This is a genomic window from Bacillus sp. N447-1, assembly GCF_022701035.1.
Classification (GTDB): Bacteria; Bacillota; Bacilli; order Bacillales; family Bacillaceae_G; genus Bacillus_A; species Bacillus_A cereus.
The window spans coordinates 558,248-575,784 of record NZ_CP065509.1; the positions used below are offsets into that span (position 1 = coordinate 558,248).

Consider the following 17,537-nt stretch of genomic DNA (forward strand, 5'->3'; position numbering starts at 1 on the left):
ATTTTCACCCCCTCGTCTTTTGATTTTCAACATACTGTTTAATTGTCTCAGTCGATACATTTCCAGCAGTAGAAACAAAATAGGAACGTGTCCATAGACTTGGCAAGTGTTGAAGATGAGGAAACTCTCCTCTCAAACGCTTCGATGTCACTCCTTTAATTTTCGCCATTGTGTCAGCAGGACTAAGTGTTGGTAGTGTATTTAAGAACAAGTGAACGTGGTCTTTGTCGCATTCCATTGCGACAATAGCAACATCCATTTCTCCGCATATTTCTTGAACCAACTCTTTGAAACGTTCTTCTACTTTTGTGTTAAGAAAAATCTTTCTTCTGTATCGCGGGCAAAACACAAAATGGTAGTTAATTAATGACACAGTTGTTTTGGTTCTTCTATAATCATTTATCATATTCACATTGTATCAGTTTTACTTTTAAACTACACCACAAAAGATACCAATATTTTGGATACTTAAAGTACCACAAACTTAGCGATTTTTAGTGGTACTCCGTATCCAACCTCACTTTCATCCCATGCCTAAAGGCGATGGGCTTTCCCGTTCGGAAAGGGCTGTAATCCTCCGGGTCAATGTAACAGGAAAGCGATAGCGTAATACTTCCTCAATCGCTTTTAAAATTAAGTTAGGTTCTTTTCTTAACTCTTCATAAATTCCAGGTGAATCTACTAAAAAGCAATAAAAGCTATTAATAATTAAATTTGTAGTGGTTTCATTCCCAGCCGCTAGTAAACCTAATGCAAAGGTTACAATTTCCCCATCGGTTATTACTGAAGTCATTGAATTTAGTAAATCACGAATTGAACATGAATTGAGTTGGATTACATCACTTATGAAAAAAATATGAAAAAATAACAAGAAAAGTTAAAAACAATGAATGAAAATGATATTTATTATCAATACTATAATTAATAAAAGGGCAACCACGATTTGGCTACCCTTCAAACATTTACACTTCTGGATCGAAAGTTTTGCAATCTGTTTCTTCCGTTGTAGATGCATGTTTACCTTTATGACTTACTACGTAAATTGCCTCTGCACTACATTTATTACCGTTCGCCCAAAATTTACAGTTATTTACTTCACATAAAACGTCTTGTGCCATAGTATCACACCTCCTTGTTCTATTATCATTAACAAAATTCGGAGGTATGATACTCTTTGTCATGCATTTTTTATTCCCTTTTTAGCTTTCTTAATGGTTCAATATCTCCTCGTACAATCACATCTATATTTTCAGTTATTTTTTCAATGTCAAAATGCCACCATTGAATTTGTAATAATTCTTCTATTATTTCATTTGAAAATCTCTCTTTTATTTTATTTGCTGGATTTCCACCAACAATTGTATATGGTGCGACGTCTCTAGTCACAACAGATTTAGCTGCAATGATTGCACCATCTCCTATTTTTATTCCGGGCATAATAGTTGTGTCCATACCAATCCAAACGTCATTTCCTATAACTGTATCGCCTTTGTAAGGTAAATCAGACAAACTAGGTGTATACTTCTCCCACCCATTTCCAAAGATATTAAATGGATATGCCGAAAATCCATCCATCCGATGATTCGCTCCGTTCATAATAAAGTTAACTCCAGATGCAATACAACAAAACTTTCCAATAGTAAGGCGATCCCCAAGAAATTCATAATGATGTAATACTCGATTTTCAAATGTTTCTCCATCTTTCGCATCATAATAAGAATAGTCACCAACAAGTATATTAGGTTTTGTTATTGTATTTTTTATAAATTGAACGTGTTGATTTCCTTCAATAGGGTATTTAATATTTGGATTAGGATTCATTTTGTACAGCACTTCCTTTACCACTTATTTCACTTTCTACCGCTATTACTGGCTTTAAATTGTATATAGGTAAAATAAACAATAATCCAATTATAAAAAGTAAAGCCGTCCCTTCATACATCATACTTAATGAAAACATCTCTTTTAATGAGCCAGCTATACTCATCGTTACTACCATTGAACCGGTAAATAGCGGACTTAAAATACCATTTACACGACCTATAAAATCGGTATCGCTATTTTGAATAATAAGCGTATTAATACCAATTTGGATACAAGGAAGAGCTAAGCCACTAAAAAGCTGAGCTGTAAGTGTCACCCATAAATTTGTAGAATATCCTATAATGCCAATACCAATTGCTTGACCAAGCATACCGATAATTAACATCTTTTGCGGAGCAACGTTTTTCGCAAATACCATTGCTAATGCTCCGCCAACAATCATTCCCGCACCATTTACTGTTAGTAGCCACTGTAAACTCTCTTTTGATAATCCTAGCTGCTCAGTCACAATAAATATACCTAATGGTTGAATTAATCCTATACCTAGTCCTGCAGCCATAAAGCAAAGCCCTAGCAAAGTTAATGCTTTTTTCTTTTTGACATACTTAATACCATCCTTCATCTCCTGCAGCAGAGTGATATCTTTCTTTTCTACGTCGTTTTCAAGATCTTTCGGAAGAAATAACAATACAACTGCCGCAAGTAAAAACGAGATTCCTGTTATGATGATTGAAATATAAATTCCAAAACTATGAAAGATAAATGTCCCTAGAATTGGTCCTAATACCATAAATATTGCAAATATCGTTTGATATATAGACATCGCTAATTGAATTTGTTCCGTTGATAAATGTTGTTTAAACAACTTCATTCCAGATGGTTGTGAAAACTGTGAAAGGATTACAGAGATGAGTGTCACAAAAAACACAATTTTCCACGTTCCAAACATAAGCGTAATTAATACAGCGAATACTGAAATGGAACTTAACGTTTCACACCATATCATTGTCTTCTTTGGCTTCCACCTATCAGCAAAGGTACCGCCAATAAATGAAAAAATAAAAATTGGAGCGAATTCAGCAACTGAAATCATAGAAATAGCAAAAGCATCACCTTTTGTCATTTCCATTACATATAGTAATACCGCAAAGTTTCGAACCCATATTCCTATTTGTAAAAATAATGCTGATGCTAAAATCCCTTGTACAAACCGATTTTTTAATACTTGTGATACCCCATTGTTTTGTTTCGTTACTACATTTGTCGACATAAAAAAGCCTCCTATTTCATGTTCTGAACAGGAGGCAGCACAAATCATATAAAAAGACTATATATTCGCAGAGCGAAATACATCCCTTTTCTATAAATGTACAGACTAACCCTATTCAGAAGAATATTTCGTTTTTTAACGAAGATCTCTTACAAATAGAATTAGTTGATCATTGGGATGTCTTCACCCTTCCGTTTCGAATTTAAATAACACATACATACTCTATGTAAATCATTTTCGATGTATGCATGTCTCCTTTTAACTATTCTAGAAAGTTAAAGGTAATTCCTCTAAAGAACGCATTAAATAGTTACCTTGCCATTTAATTTCTTCACGATTCCCTTTTATTTGTAGTTCAGGCATTCGATTAAACAAAGTAGTAATAGCAATCTTTGCTTCTAACCTCGCAAGTGGAGCTCCTAAGCAGAAATGACTACCATGACCAAAGGCAATGTGACGGTTGTTCTCCCGTGTAATATCAAATATTTCTGGATTTTCAAATACTGTTTCATCACGGTTCGCTGAAGCCAATGCAATAATAACCATATCTCCTTTCTGTATTGTTTGATGGTGAATTTGAAAAGGTTCCGCTGCCCATCTTGCAGTTGTAACCTCAACTGGAGAATAATAACGCAATCCTTCCTCAATAGCCGAATCAATTAGTTTGGGATTATCTTTTAATAACTGTAATTGATTTGGATTTTCAAGAAGTGCTAATACCGTATTTGTAATTAAATTCACTGTCGTCTCATGTCCTGCGACAATTAATAGCATTATCATTGAATATAGTTCCCGAGCGCTAAGTTTATGCCCTTCACTCTCTGCAAGTATTAAAGCACTCACCAAGTCTTCTTTTGGCTCTTTTCTTTTAATATCAACTAAATATTGAAGATATGTAATAAACTCAGATAGTTGTTTTTCGGTCTCTTTTATTTCTTCAGGTGTTTCTGGTGATGCAATAACAGCATGAGACCAAATTCTAAATTTCGCTTGATCTTCTTTTGGAATACCGAGCATTTCACTTATTACAATGATCGGTAAAGGGAATGAATAATCATCCACAAGATTTAATGTACCTTTTCGCTCTATATTACTTATCAAATCATCTGCTATTCTCTGAATTCTTCCGTCTAATTGTGCAATCATCTTCGGTGTAAAAGCTTTTTGAACTAAAGATCGTAAACGACTGTGGTTAGGTGGATCTGAATTTAGCATATGTGTTGTTAAGTGGTCACTATTATCAACGGAAAGATACATGTTCTTTGTATCTTGAGAAAATACATTTGTCCAATCTTTTTTTAAACGATTATCTTTTAAAAGTGGCAGAGCATCTTCATATCTAGTAATGAGCCATTCTTTACCAATTTCAACTTGGTTTACAAATAATATAGGTTGTTTTTTTCGCGATTCTTTATAAATTTCATACGCATCTTCTTTAAATTGAGCTGAAGCTAAATTAATGCCATCCTCTATGCTTAACACAACTTTGTTTTTCATTGACATTGTATTCCCTCACTCTCATTTGTTTTTGAAAACCAACCAACATATGCATTATACTCTAATAAAAACGTGAAAATTGTAAATTTTTAATCAAAATCTTACTTCGTATATTGAAAAATAAAAAAGTGAGAAAGTAAAATCGTTTCACTCTCCCACTTCTCTTTATGCGAAGCACATAAAATTACTAATTTGTTGATAGCGATAACTTACTTTACGACGACGACCACCCTGCCAAGTGTAACCTGATACTCCGTTTCTTCTCACTTCAGTCGGAAAGAACCATAAATCTCTTCCAAAAGGCCCAGGACGATGTAAACGTAAATAGCCCCATCTTCCTAAACAGTTACACATCCATGATTTCATATTGCCTGGTTGTGCCGGAGAAGCAAATGTAGACGGTAACGATGGCGCTTGTGACGGTGGTGGTGACGTTGGAGCATCCTCCGCATCATCTGGTCTGTAATCTTCTTGTTCAATATCTCTCACTTCATTTGTAGGTTCATACCCGTAGTTTTGTGGATTATAATACATCGCTTGATCATATGGATAATTTTGTTGGTTATACATATTAACAAATCACCTTCTTTTCATTCATTACCTTTACCATTCATATGTGATATGCCCTCTCTAGGAAGCTTATGTATAGCCCAAATTCAACTTAAAAAGCTCGTATTATTAAAAATACGAGCCTTTCAAAAATAGAATGTGTTTATTATTTCCTTAACTTCACACTATAAAAACGCATTTCATCTAACGAACCTTCAAATTCAAATACTTCTTGTTTAATTAATTGTTTCAAGCGATATTCTAAGAATGTATCTCCAACCAATTGTTCAACAAGACCAAGTGCTTCACCAATTACTCTAGGAGCTTTGAGGAACTCTCGATCAGCACCCACACTTTTCGCGCATTCAATTATAAATTGATCAAAATAATCTTCTTGTACAAAATGCACTTCATTTTCTTTCCACACTCTTAAACATTCTATGCTTTCCGAGAATCTATCCCACTCATGTTCAAACTTCATTCGCTTCTCTTCAGTTAAATAAGGTAACTTTATAAAACTTTTTTGGAATAGAGCTAAACTTTCAGGTGGTAATTCTCCCGTTCCACGAATATCATACTCTTGTTTTAATATTTCTCTACTTGCTTCAGACGTATTAATAACTCGAATGTTTTTCTTATCCTTTAATTGTGCTATTACAAAACTTAGGCCTACATGTTCATGTGCATTATCAGCCTTCCAAATTGTAATAGGTGTTTCAACAGGAATAGTATGTAGTTCTTCTATAGTTGCTATAAATCTTGATAAATATTCTTCTTCAAAATAACTATCATAAGCAGTTAAGTTATTTATTAACCACTCCTGTCTTGCTAGTTGCCCCTCATTCGTATGCAACCTATATATCGGTCCAATTGAAAAAAATTCCGAAAAAGCAACAACACTCTCTTCAAATAATTCTTCTTGACTTAACATATATTTTAAGCAACCAGCCGTTGAATCATCAAAAGCAATATGTACGTGCGTACTTTCTTTTACATTCCTTTTATAAGTAGGATTACTTGTTAATTGTTTCGGAATATCCATCAAATTTTTAATTGTATCTTCACTATAGTTTTCTTCTAATAAGTTTAACTGTATGAGAATACTTTGAAGTAAATCTTTAGCCTCATCTTCGTACATATCCTCTACAGCATTTTTAATTTTATCTATCACACAAATCCCTCTATTCATTTCAAAAATAACGTAGATTATAGTGTATCATTTTAGTATAGTTCTTTAAAGTCAAATCCAGATTACTACAGCAATCTGAATTTTCAACAAAAGCTCTCCTTATATTTTTGAATTGCTAAATATTTTTACTTTGAAAATCTTTGTATCTAAATGTATAATTATATAAAAACAAAAATATAGGAGCTATATTTATGGATAAAGTACTTACAAATTATAAACATTACTTAAAAAATTGGAGATTTATATTTATTTGCATACTACCTGCTATTGCCTTATTCGTTACTTTCGATGTCATCTTTGAACTACTGTTTCATCAAAATTTCTACTTATCTAACTTAATTTCTGCTATCATATTATTTTTAATATTTATTAACGTTAAAGATAAATTTAAAATTAAAGGCTAAAAACACTATTTCAAAATAGCCCTTTATTATTGCATCCTACTATAAAATAAGGCTCATAGTAGATTTTCATAAAAAATAAGAGCACCCTGCAATTAGCTGCTCTTATGTGATTAGAGGTTTTTTCTGAGTATTAAGTAGGACACGAAGATCTTGTCCTACTACATAATATATGCTTGTACTTATTATTTCGTGCATGTATTAAGCACCATGTTCAGGTACTTAATATATGCACAGTCATTGCTAAAAAATCTACTCAAAATTTCACTGCACAATTTCATATTTATAAATTAAAAAACATCCTCAATGGATGTTTTTATCTAAAGATTTTAAGCTTCCATAAACTTAGCCGGTACACCAATTTTTTCAACTACAGAAGATATATTAGTAGGATTAATCATTACATTTTCAATACATACTAATTTATTTTCTAATATCCCATTCTCTGTAGTAATAAGTTCTTCAAACCGATCTAAAGTCATTGAGAATTTATGTTCACTTCCACCATTCATACTAACTTTTACATACTTCATAGTGTCACCGCCTTTCATAATAATTTACATTTCGACAAGAAGGCGCTTACATCCTTTTTATTTACTCTTAGATTTCTCACGTTTATATATTTTTTGAGAAAAGAAACTACTATTATTCACTCACAAAATTATTGCTAATAAGAAAGATAAAGATAAAAATGCACAAAGTGGAATATATAAACCGGTATCCATTCTTGCAAAGTGCGTATCTTTTTGTCGTTTAAAGATACCAAAATAGTTAAATTCACCAATTACTCTAATAGAAAAGACGATCATACAAATCCAGGAACCGACTTGAATAATAACATTAGGAACTGCAAAATGAACAATATTTGCTTGTTGCAACAAAATTATTGCTGCCATACTTAATAATAATGCAATGACCAATGTCATTCCGGCACGAGGTGTAAACGCCTTTTCCCCTGCTTTAGTTGGAATAACACTATTTGTCCCCCAATTACCTCCGAAAGCCCAATATACATGTAAAAAACTAACTAAGAATAATATACAAGCAGATATATATGTAATGATAAGCATTTTATCCTCCCCTTATTTCATTTTGGTTCCCACCTATAAAATATGCTGTTCCCCCCCACATTAGCAACCTTCATTTAATTACATAAAAAAACCGTAATGATTTATCAATATTAAGATAAGTCATTACGGGGTTATTAAACCTCATTATGCATTATACCTATTTCTTCGGCGTTCCATCCTTGTTTGACCTTGAACTGCATTTTCTTTGTATGGATCTATTTGCTCTGTCATTTCATATGTTGCAACTGGTTCTTCGTATTTATACTCATGGATCTTTTCTGGCATTTTACTTTTAGATTCTTTCCCACCAAACTTAAATAGTTTCATCTTTAATTTCGGCAATCTTGGAAGTCGAATCTTAATTGATAATCTTTTGCGTTTCTTTTTTGGTCCAAGTAGATTTATATTTTCTTGATTATCTTTCTCTTTGCGGTGAATGAACATCGCAAGTAATCCTCCTAATACAAGTCCTCCAATTAATAGTAATATATATACATAATGGCTTGTCATTAAACTCGTTATGCGTTCAAGTATGACTAACGACTGTACTTCTTTTATATCCCATAGTAAAGCGGCCCATAATGAGAATAAGCCCAAAGTAAGTCCATATGTACGAAAACGGAATAAACATGGAATTAACGCGACACATGCAGCAATTTTCGCATTTGCTATGATTGAACTTGTTGAAATATCCTGATGCCAAATAACTAACAGTAATGTTATAAATGGCGCATACGCTATCCAGCTGCATATACGTGAATACATCTTTTTAGCAAAATAACTACCGAAACTAGTAAAAAATAAAAGCCCTCCAATATATATAGATTGTTCTAGAGGGATTTGCTTTGTAAGTCCTGCAATTGGAAAGAGGCCGCTCAATAGCATTAAGAGCACATCTAATTTCTTCACAATTCCCCATTCCTTTCAATTTTTTTCAATTAATAAAAATCTTTTTCCATATGATATAGTTTTTGTATTTCTAAAAAACATATTAATCCTGTCTGCACATAAAGTAAATATGTAAACGAAAAGATACTTGACAAAGGATATCCTTATTTACATAAAAAAATGACAAATCCTAATCGATATAACGAGCAGGATTTGTTTACTAGTATTTAAAGTAGAGTAATTGAATCTTTCTTTTCTACCTTTACTACATCTACATCCAATTCATCATCAAATTCTTTAAACTCTCTTGCATCTATGTCAGTAATATAAGTCTTCATTACCTTTTCCATATGTGCGGAATATGTCATGTGTACATTCTTTTTCGAAAGCATACTAGAATTACAGCACATGTAATGTATCATTTTAGCGATATAATCCCTTTCTACAGGTTTTACACCCAATGGTAAAATTTCAAGTATATATCGTTGAAAAATCCCACTACAATTAAGTGAATATTCACCAGTGCTATAATACATCCCTTTTTGATCTGCATATAAGCCAATGCTATCTAGAGCATCATCAGATTCTATTACACCGTAACTTGGTACATCAAAACCTGTATTTATTCTAATAATATTTAAATTTGGAACCTTTAACACCTCTGGAACAATATCAGGTAAAATATCTATATTAATTTCTTTATTTTGTAACTCTTTTATCCAATATTTTCTCAAATTTGCATCTACAATGAAGTAAACTTGTTCATTTTGGTCTTTTGCATATTGTACAATTTCCATTAATGTTTCGAAAACATATTGTTTAAAAAGAGCCCCATATCATTTCTCTTTGATGGTTGTGGTAAAATGCATTATGTTTATTTATATTTAATAATACGTAATCAATCGTTTGCCACTCTGTACTCCCATATAATTTATATAAAATTTCTTTTCCTTTTATTTTTGAAAAAATAGGTAAGAAATCGAATTTCGATATTCGTTCAATTGATAAACTAACATATGTACAAGGTAAATTTATCTTATTCCAACTACGCCTCAAAAATCCTTTTTGTTCTAATAGACTAAAAATACTATTTACAATTGTTTTACGAGATACATTTTGTCCTATAAATAAATTAATAAATGTTGAAATACGGTTTGTTCGTGCAAATCCCTCTCTAATGATTTGTTTTGGATCAATTTTTTCGCGTCCATCACAATTCTTCATCGCGATTAATGCTAATGTCGCATCACTGCGCTTACCCGCGGTAGTATAGACAGCTTTCTTAACATCATCTACAAGATTTGTTTTATATTTTTGGCAATATTGCATTTTATATGGATTTTGTAACACCTTTTCAATATTGTATCTCACAATCTTTAATAACACTGGAAAATCTGTATTCAATACATACGAATTTTCACCAACTTTAGTCAAAACAATTTCGCTATCAAGTAATGCTTGTTCTATTTCCAGCGCTATATTTTCAGACCAAACTTCTAATGTTAATGTCTCTAATCCTTTTGGTGCAAATAAAGGAAATAATTCATTTTTGTTATTTGTTGCTACCTTTTTACATTCTGGAAGTATTGTGAAATAAGAGAATTTACGCTGAAATTCTTTAAATAAATACTCTCTTTCCTTTACTGTTATACCCGGTTCTATTTTAGTACCTTGAACTTTATAAATTCTCTCATTGTATGGAAATAACACCCTTTTATTTTCTCCTACAATATAATCTTTCGGATATTGGAGAATATGGTCTAAATCCACCTCTCCCCCTATTTGAAAATCATCTTTTAAATTTCTAAATATCTTAATCCATTTCATGCCGGTTGTAGCTTGTTGTATTTTTAGTTTTACAAACCGTATTTTTTTATTATTTGACGCAAACTCTGAGGTAGAAATCAATATCATGCCTCGTTTTCGTCTTAAAAGTAAAGGAATATCTGGATGATTATATTCTTGATAAAATCTCCGAATCCCTATTGAAATATTTAATAATGGAGCGTTCTCACCACCGCGGGTTATGCATTCGAATCGATATACATAGGAGAAAAAATCTTGTGTTTTTTCATCTTTTATCGGCCCTGACATCGCCTCACAAATATTTTGTAATCTAAGAGGGGAAAAATAGATTTCTTCTGCATTTGTATTTTCTAAATATATAGGACGCTCACAAAAAATATGTGAGATTAAAGCGGGCACCCACTTAGAATACGTTTCATTATCATGTAGTACTGGCAAATGAGAAATCAAATCGGATTGCCATTCATATTTTGGTGGTTCTACTAATCTATTTGGTTTCCAATCATGAATAATCTCATACCAACTTTGAAAAATATAATCGAGCTGCTCTGGTCTAATAGGTTCTTTCGATACAATCCATGGTGTATTTTCATTTAATACGTACGGGTTATGCTGAATAAACAATATATCCGAAAACATATCATACAATCTTTCATTCAAACGTTTCAACTTACTCGTTAATAAAAATGTCTTATAATGTATCTCTACGATGTCCAGCCATTCAATAGGAAAGTATATAAATGATACCTTTTCATTTAAAAGGGGTTCTACTATATTTTCAAATGTTAGCAGCCTTAATTTTTCATAAAATGATTGCTTCCTTTCTTCAGTTGTCTTGATTATCAAAAAGCTAGAACAATAGTTACTTAATCTAATCCATTTAAACCAAGTATTTAAAAAAACGTAAAAACTGTTTATCTACATAAATTATTATCAAACCGACTCTTTTAAAAATTCAAAGTAATTATCATGTATAACACCTCTATTATATTTGAATTTCAATACATTCGAATTATACATTATACTTAATGCATTGTACTTATCATTTACAATATCTTTACAAAAAACCAAAAAGAACACCTTAATTCGGTGCCCTTTTTACAAATATCAACCTTTATGTAATTGAACATATAGATAACAGTAATCCCCCAAATGAAATTGCTCCTAGTAAACCTACTACAACTCCTGTTAAACAAATACAATCAGCAAGACAAATAGAAGACTGCGATAATGGAACAAATGACCTACTTGTACTCGAACCATATTGTTTTATTTTCTCATAATTCACATCTAACATTAGATGTAAACATGTTACACCATCCTCAATAGTATGTAGAGGTTCTTTTTCTAATCGCTCCAATAATTTACTATCAAAAGCAACTGATAGAGGATACTGCTTATCTAATTTCATATTTTGATAAATTAGTTGCAAACGAGATAATATATTGTTTTTCTTCTTTTCAGATGTTACTGTACATTTCATTTTATTAAATTCATTTAATAACAGTGTCAATTCATCTCTTTTTCCGTATAAATCTTTAGCTATTTTTCTCTTTAGTTTATACGAATGGATAATAGATTTTAGTTCAATCATATTCATACACTTCCTAATTACATATTATTTACCCGATTATTGTATAGATAAACAGTACTTTTTAATCTTATTTAAATTACACTCAAGCATCTTCATTTACTATCGATTAACATTACATTAACCTTACAAAGTTGTAATAAATTCATTAGCTAGAAGAAATCAATCCTAAACCAGACAGATATTTGATGATAAAACCATAAGAAAAAAGCAATGATTAGATTTTAAATCTAGTCATTGCTTTATCCATCACCTGTTAATTACATCTATATATCTTATTGTTACTCTTTCACTTGAATGACTGAATATATCCATTAATAATGGCTATATTCTTTGTCGGCAAGTACATATATAAAACTAATGTTTTTTAATTGATAAAGTGAAGCTTTAATCAGCTCTCACCAATCGGGCTTTTATGGACAGTCCGCCACCTAACTTCTCTTTGCTCTCTCTGAATTTTAAGGAAGATTTTATTGCCCGCAAATAATGGGATAAATGTAATTAATATTCATACGTTACAATAGTACCGGTAGTATCAGTAAAACCATCAAAACAGTTAGAGCAACCACCACAGCCGCCACAACCTCCGCAACTTCCGCAACCAAAACAACCGAAGCAACCAATACAACGGAATCCACCACAACGAAATCCGCCACAACGACCTCCACCACAACCTCCACAACGACCACAACCGCCACAGCGACGAGCAGCATCTTCAATATAGTAATATGGATATTGGTTTTGCTGGTCCCAATAGACAATATTTCCAGATCGGTAATCATTAAGACTTAGCGCTTGTAGTTCTTGTTGAAACTGATTCATTTTCATAACCTCCGTTTATAAAATACAACCTCATCGATGCTTCCCTATGTTTCTGTTCGTTACATCTAAGTAGAAATAGCGCTATAAACTAAGTTCAATACGTACACCAACAAAGTATGACTTATCACTAGATGATGCACCTTGTTCATATACCTATTTTTACTATGGGCTCATTTTTATAAAGTGAAACTTTAATCAGTGGGGTTTTGTTCATCCCCTACCTAACTTCTTTGCTTCCGCTGAATTTTGAGGTGGGGGGCTTACTGCCCGGCAAATAGCGGGATAAATAAAAATTAAAAAATATGAATTCTAGCGTCATATCTTCATACTTACTAAGTTCAATTAATTTCTCAATAATTATGATGCCATGTCCTATATATTTCCGTCTGCTGCTTAGATTTTTCTGTACTGTAAATGGCTTTCGCTATAACACCTCCAAGTGACCGGTTTCTATGACGGATATGAAATTCCAACAAAAAAAGCCCTAATTAGGGCTTTTCATTCTATTTCTCCAGCAAAACTCTCTATGAAATTGCTAATTGAAAAAAGACACACTTAGATTGATGCGTCTTTTTGTGATGCCTCTTTTGTGAAATCATATAAAGCAATTGCGCCTAAAAGAACAAGTATACCTTGAGGAACATCTAGCAAAATAGTTTTCCAAATTTCTGGAATTACCCATTTGATATCTGCTGCTGTTTCAAGATATGTTTGGAAATAGCTGATTGTAAAATTAATGATTCCTAAAAATACAAACAACGATAAACCAAATCGAATTAATTTCTTATTTGTAAACATATAACACCTCTCAAAATTCATTGGATATTCCTGCTTTTGCTTCTTTATATTTTCATATCTTTATATCTAATTTTAACACATAAAGAACTCAAAAAATACGATATGCATATTTGCATATCGTATTAACAACACTCCATGATAATATAGAAATTCCTGCAAAGAAAAAACAACTCCGTTACAGCTAACAGCTCGGGTTTCTTTTCTTATTTAACTTCATACCACCAACATTTACGTTCTTTGATTGTAAAATAAATGTGACAGAAGTTTATCCAGTTAATGCGTAGACAAGTAAATGAGCTAAATTATCGATATTCTATTTCGCCATTTCCGTAGCACTAATGACTTTACGCAAATTTGACAAGAAAAAATATATAGATAGGTATGATCCATACCTATCTATAACATTACTTCTATTCTTTATCCAATTACGTCTTTTACGTCTGTATCCACTGGCCACTTTTCTAATGTATAAGCCATTTCCCAAAATGAATATTCATATTGACTGCTAATAATAAAATGCTGTTTCATACGTTTGCGATCTGCCTCTGTTACTTTTTCAGCGATAGTATCTAAACGTGTAATTTGTTCTTCAACTAGCGTACGGAACCAATCAGATCCATAAGCAGAAATCCATTCGTTATAAATTGGCTCTTCCGGCTGGCACTCTTTTAAGCGTTCGCCAATTTCATAATACAACCAATAGCAAGGTAAAATTGCTGCAATGGTATCTCCTAAATGCCCTTCATACGCAGCACGATACATATGTGAAGTATACGCATATGCAGTTGGCGCAGGAATAAAATTATCTTTTTCTTCTTTCGTTATCCCTAGTTTTTTAGCAAAATTCTCATGTAAAGATAACTCGGCCTCATATGTATTTTGAGCATGATGTGCCATACGAGCTGTCGTCTCTAATTCAAGAGCTTTTGCAGCTCCTAAAGTTTGTACTCTAGCAAAATGACTCAAATAATATGAATCTTGAAGCACATAATAGCGAAAACTAGCTAAATCTAATGTTCCTTCACCAAGTTTTTTTACAAAAGGATGGTTAAAACTCGCTTCCCAAATTGAATCTACTTCTTTACGTAATGATTGTGAAAAAGTCATTTAAATCCCTCCAATAATGTATAAAATATAAGTATTTATCCACAATTATTAAAGCTGTAAAATAAAAAACTTTCTTTACAGGCGTAAAGAAAGTGAAATTGACAGTATTTATTTACTCATTAAATAGCAACGTCTTTCCCACTTCCCTACGCTGGCATTAACCAGATCAGGTACTAAGAGTCTCAAAATCACATTTGATCTCAGCCTATAAAAGGCCCCCCTAGTGGATAAATATTTTGTTTTTAATAATGTATTCATCATAGCATACTTCGTGAAACTGTCAAAAGAATTCGTTATATAATTCTCTTAAAACCCTTCTTCTTTTCTAACTTTTAATGATGTTTCAATAATCATATCTAATAGTTTGCTATAACTAATCCCCGCTGCTTCTGCACTTTTTGGCAATAAACTTGATTGTGTCATCCCTGGTAATGTATTAATTTCCATTACATATGGAATTCCGTCCTTCACCATCATATCAACTCTTGCATAAACACTACATTTTAATGCTTTATAACAAGCAAGTGACGCTTTATTTACACGTTCCTTAATTTCTGCTGGAAGTTCGATAACTTCCTCAACTGTACTAGTATCATCATATTTTGCATTGTAGTCAAAGAACTCGGCTGCATGTCGAATTGAAACTATAGGTAACTGTTTTCCATCCAGAATTGAACATGTAATTTCATCACCTTTTATATACTTTTCAATTACTACTTCAGAATCCCATTCGAATACAGTTTCTAGCATTGAGATCAATTCATTTTTATTATAAACGATTTTCACTCCGACACTCGATCCGCCAGAGTTTGGTTTTACTACTAATGGAAATCCTAACTTATCTAACTCATCAAGATTTAGATCCTCCATTTTTGTAAGTTCAATCCAATCTGGTGTTTCTACACCTTCATAACGTAAAATCTTTTTCGAAATATTTTTATCCATACATATACTGCTAGATAACATATTACTTCCGCTATAAGGAATCCCTAAACTCTCCAGTGTTCCTTGAACTGTCCCATCTTCTCCGTATTTTCCGTGTAATGCGAGCAACGCAAAGTCAATGTCTTTCGCTTTTTCAACTAAATCTATTTTTTCATTTAATGTAATTGGAACTATTTCATACTTATTTTTATCTAAATGAGCAATCATTTCATTCCCCGTCATAATTGAAACTTGTTTTTCAGACGATACCCCGCCCATAATAACACCGATTTTCATTTTCTCAACTCCAAATTTCATTTTTTAATGTATCACCAATTATTTTAATTCCCCGAACTATTTCTTCTTCTTTCAAGCGCGAAAAACCTAATCGGAAAGTGTTCGCTCCTTCTCCATCAGAGTAAAAAACATCTCCAGGTGAAAACGTAACGCCTTTCTCATAACACTTTTGTAAAAGTGTGCGGGCATTCATATGCTCTTCTAGCTCTATAAATAAATGCAGCCCACCATCTCCAGTCATTCTTTTAAAAGGAATGTACTGGTTACATGCCCCGACAGCTAACTCATATTTTTTCTTATAAACAGATCTTGCCTTTTTTAAATATTTTTCAAAATATCCCTCATGTAAATATTGAAACAGAACAGCTTGATCTAGCGTAGATGTGTGAATCGTTCTTGCTCTTTTTACGCTTTCTAAATAATGAATCAGCTCTTTATCTGCAATAATCCAGCCTACACGTAAACCAGGGAAAAGTACCTTTGAAAAGCTACTAATATAAATCACATTATTGCCAGCTCCCGCAAAAGTTAATAATGGAGCTAAATGTGAACCTGAATAACGTAATTCTTCATTAAATCCGTCCTCTATAATAGGAACGTTGTATTTTGAAAATAACCTCATCAATTCCGTTCTTTTCTCTGAACTCGTAACAATACCGGTTGGATTATGATAAGAAGGAATTAAATAAGCAAAATCAAAATCTTTTTCACGCAAACTTTTTTCAACTTCATTCGTATCAATACCATCCTCATGCATATCAATCCCATGAACTTCAAGTCCATGTAAACGGAAAAGCTTAAGTGCAGCATGGTGAGTTGGATTCTCACAAATGACACGACCGGATTTTTTTGATAAAGAAGAGAGTACAATATCCAATCCTTCTGTAAATCCATTTGTAATTAGAATATCTTTATTCGAAATGTCTACACCTTTCATTTCCATGTAATGAAGTAAATAATTCATTAACGGTCTATATCCCTTTGCATATCCGTAGTTCAATACGATGTCCCCTTCAATGGACATACGAGTAAGAAAAGCTCTTTTGAAATTTTCAACATCAAATAGCTTCTCATCCGGGGCTATACTATTAAAAACAATCATTCCCTTTTCCCAACGAACACCATGTTTCATTAAATCTAATTCGTCCGCTAATGCGGTCACTGTATTAAGTTTATTTTTCCAATCTATTTCAACAGACGAAGTGTTAGATATATCCACCTTCGCAACAAAGTTCCCTTTTCCTTTAACTGCATAAATGAGTCCTTCTTGCTCTAAATCTGCATAAGCAGCGAGTACAGTGTTTCTACTCACACTTAGTAATTCACTTAGTTCCCTTGTTGATGGGATTTTTTGATCCCCGAGCAAATGCCCTTTCATAATCATTTTCTTCAAATAATCTTTCAATTGAATATAAACGGGACGTTCTTTAACAACTTTAAAATCCTTAAACAATTTCTTACCCCCTGCAATCATTTTTGCATATTTATTTCATTCTCAAAAGGT

The 17,537-nt window shown here is 32.4% G+C and carries 17 protein-coding genes, 3 pseudogenes and 1 riboswitch; of the genes and pseudogenes, 2 read left to right on the forward strand and 18 right to left on the reverse strand.

Annotated elements, in window-relative coordinates; genetic code table 11:
• Positions 1-4: 4 nt before the first annotated feature.
• Together tnpA and IQ781_RS02840 are read right to left on the reverse strand one after the other, a co-directional pair.
• The gene (tnpA, locus tag IQ781_RS02835; RefSeq protein WP_000606465.1) at positions 5-406 is read right to left on the reverse strand and encodes an IS200/IS605 family transposase; all 402 of its coding nucleotides are present in this window, start codon (positions 404-406) and stop codon (positions 5-7) included.
• A gap of 162 nt (positions 407-568) precedes the next feature.
• Positions 569-781, reverse strand: a pseudogene (locus IQ781_RS02840) (cytochrome P450); the annotation flags it as partial.
• Between IQ781_RS02840 and IQ781_RS02845 the strand changes: the two are divergent.
• A pseudogene (locus tag IQ781_RS02845) lies at positions 774-860 on the forward strand (PadR family transcriptional regulator); the annotation flags it as partial. The pseudogenes IQ781_RS02840 and IQ781_RS02845 sit on opposite strands and share 8 nt — an antisense overlap.
• Positions 861-962: 102 nt before the next feature.
• Here the strand turns inward: IQ781_RS02845 and IQ781_RS02850 are convergent.
• The 6 genes from IQ781_RS02850 to IQ781_RS02875 all read right to left on the reverse strand — a co-directional run bounded on the left by IQ781_RS02850 (position 963) and on the right by IQ781_RS02875 (position 6,311).
• Positions 963-1,118 (reverse strand): DUF1540 domain-containing protein, encoded by a 156-nt coding sequence (locus IQ781_RS02850; RefSeq protein WP_000046095.1) that lies wholly within the window; start codon positions 1,116-1,118, stop codon positions 963-965.
• 70 nt (positions 1,119-1,188) lie between these two features.
• Positions 1,189-1,821, reverse strand: a complete 633-nt coding sequence (locus tag IQ781_RS02855) for a Vat family streptogramin A O-acetyltransferase (protein ID WP_139846782.1) — start codon at positions 1,819-1,821, stop codon at positions 1,189-1,191.
• Positions 1,811-3,094: an MFS transporter gene (locus IQ781_RS02860; RefSeq protein WP_139846783.1), complete on the reverse strand. Its 1,284-nt coding sequence runs from the start codon at positions 3,092-3,094 to the stop codon at positions 1,811-1,813. Before IQ781_RS02860 ends, IQ781_RS02855 begins: the two co-directional genes overlap by 11 nt.
• 267 nt (positions 3,095-3,361) lie before the next feature.
• On the reverse strand, positions 3,362-4,597 hold the full coding sequence (locus tag IQ781_RS02865) for a cytochrome P450 family protein (RefSeq protein ID WP_139846784.1): 1,236 nt from the start codon (positions 4,595-4,597) through the stop codon (positions 3,362-3,364).
• Between the two features lie 159 nt (positions 4,598-4,756).
• Entirely contained in the window at positions 4,757-5,161 is a 405-nt protein-coding gene (locus IQ781_RS02870; protein ID WP_000282687.1) for a hypothetical protein, read from the reverse strand.
• A 145-nt stretch (positions 5,162-5,306) separates the two neighbouring features.
• The gene (locus IQ781_RS02875; RefSeq protein WP_000565686.1) at positions 5,307-6,311 is read right to left on the reverse strand and encodes a DUF1835 domain-containing protein; all 1,005 of its coding nucleotides are present in this window, start codon (positions 6,309-6,311) and stop codon (positions 5,307-5,309) included.
• A gap of 209 nt (positions 6,312-6,520) precedes the next feature.
• Here IQ781_RS02875 and IQ781_RS02880 point away from each other — a divergent pair, with 209 nt between their 5' ends.
• Entirely contained in the window at positions 6,521-6,733 is a 213-nt protein-coding gene (locus IQ781_RS02880) for a hypothetical protein (RefSeq protein WP_000362067.1), read from the forward strand.
• A 326-nt stretch (positions 6,734-7,059) separates the two neighbouring features.
• Here IQ781_RS02880 and IQ781_RS02885 read toward each other — a convergent pair whose 3' ends face one another.
• From IQ781_RS02885 to pdxR, 10 genes and pseudogenes are all read right to left on the reverse strand, one after another.
• On the reverse strand, positions 7,060-7,263 hold the full coding sequence (locus IQ781_RS02885; RefSeq protein ID WP_000878369.1) for a hypothetical protein: 204 nt from the start codon (positions 7,261-7,263) through the stop codon (positions 7,060-7,062).
• Positions 7,264-7,383: 120 nt separating this feature from the next.
• Entirely contained in the window at positions 7,384-7,800 is a 417-nt protein-coding gene (locus IQ781_RS02890; RefSeq protein WP_000905568.1) for a DUF3995 domain-containing protein, read from the reverse strand.
• A 144-nt stretch (positions 7,801-7,944) separates the two neighbouring features.
• The gene (locus tag IQ781_RS02895; protein WP_000732187.1) at positions 7,945-8,709 is read right to left on the reverse strand and encodes a DUF3959 family protein; all 765 of its coding nucleotides are present in this window, start codon (positions 8,707-8,709) and stop codon (positions 7,945-7,947) included.
• A 206-nt stretch (positions 8,710-8,915) separates the two neighbouring features.
• Positions 8,916-11,324, reverse strand: a pseudogene (locus IQ781_RS02900) (RNaseH domain-containing protein).
• 284 nt (positions 11,325-11,608) lie between these two features.
• The gene (locus IQ781_RS02905) at positions 11,609-12,094 is read right to left on the reverse strand and encodes a hypothetical protein (RefSeq protein ID WP_002041181.1); all 486 of its coding nucleotides are present in this window, start codon (positions 12,092-12,094) and stop codon (positions 11,609-11,611) included.
• A 492-nt stretch (positions 12,095-12,586) separates the two neighbouring features.
• Positions 12,587-12,907 (reverse strand): heterocycloanthracin/sonorensin family bacteriocin, encoded by a 321-nt coding sequence (locus IQ781_RS02910; RefSeq protein ID WP_001071366.1) that lies wholly within the window; start codon positions 12,905-12,907, stop codon positions 12,587-12,589.
• Positions 12,908-13,462: 555 nt separating this feature from the next.
• On the reverse strand, positions 13,463-13,726 hold the full coding sequence (locus IQ781_RS02915; protein WP_002082716.1) for a DUF3937 domain-containing protein: 264 nt from the start codon (positions 13,724-13,726) through the stop codon (positions 13,463-13,465).
• Between the two features lie 396 nt (positions 13,727-14,122).
• Positions 14,123-14,812, reverse strand: coding sequence for a thiaminase II (gene tenA, locus IQ781_RS02920; protein ID WP_000144518.1), 690 nt, complete (start codon positions 14,810-14,812; stop codon positions 14,123-14,125).
• A 126-nt stretch (positions 14,813-14,938) separates the two neighbouring features.
• A riboswitch (TPP riboswitch) is annotated at positions 14,939-15,044 on the reverse strand.
• Between the two features lie 74 nt (positions 15,045-15,118).
• A complete protein-coding gene (locus IQ781_RS02925) occupies positions 15,119-16,033 on the reverse strand; it encodes a D-alanine--D-alanine ligase (protein WP_002025855.1) in 915 nt (304 codons plus the stop codon).
• 4 nt (positions 16,034-16,037) lie between these two features.
• On the reverse strand, positions 16,038-17,486 hold the full coding sequence (gene pdxR / locus IQ781_RS02930; RefSeq protein WP_000471644.1) for a MocR-like pyridoxine biosynthesis transcription factor PdxR: 1,449 nt from the start codon (positions 17,484-17,486) through the stop codon (positions 16,038-16,040).
• Between the last annotated feature and the right edge of the window lie 51 nt (positions 17,487-17,537).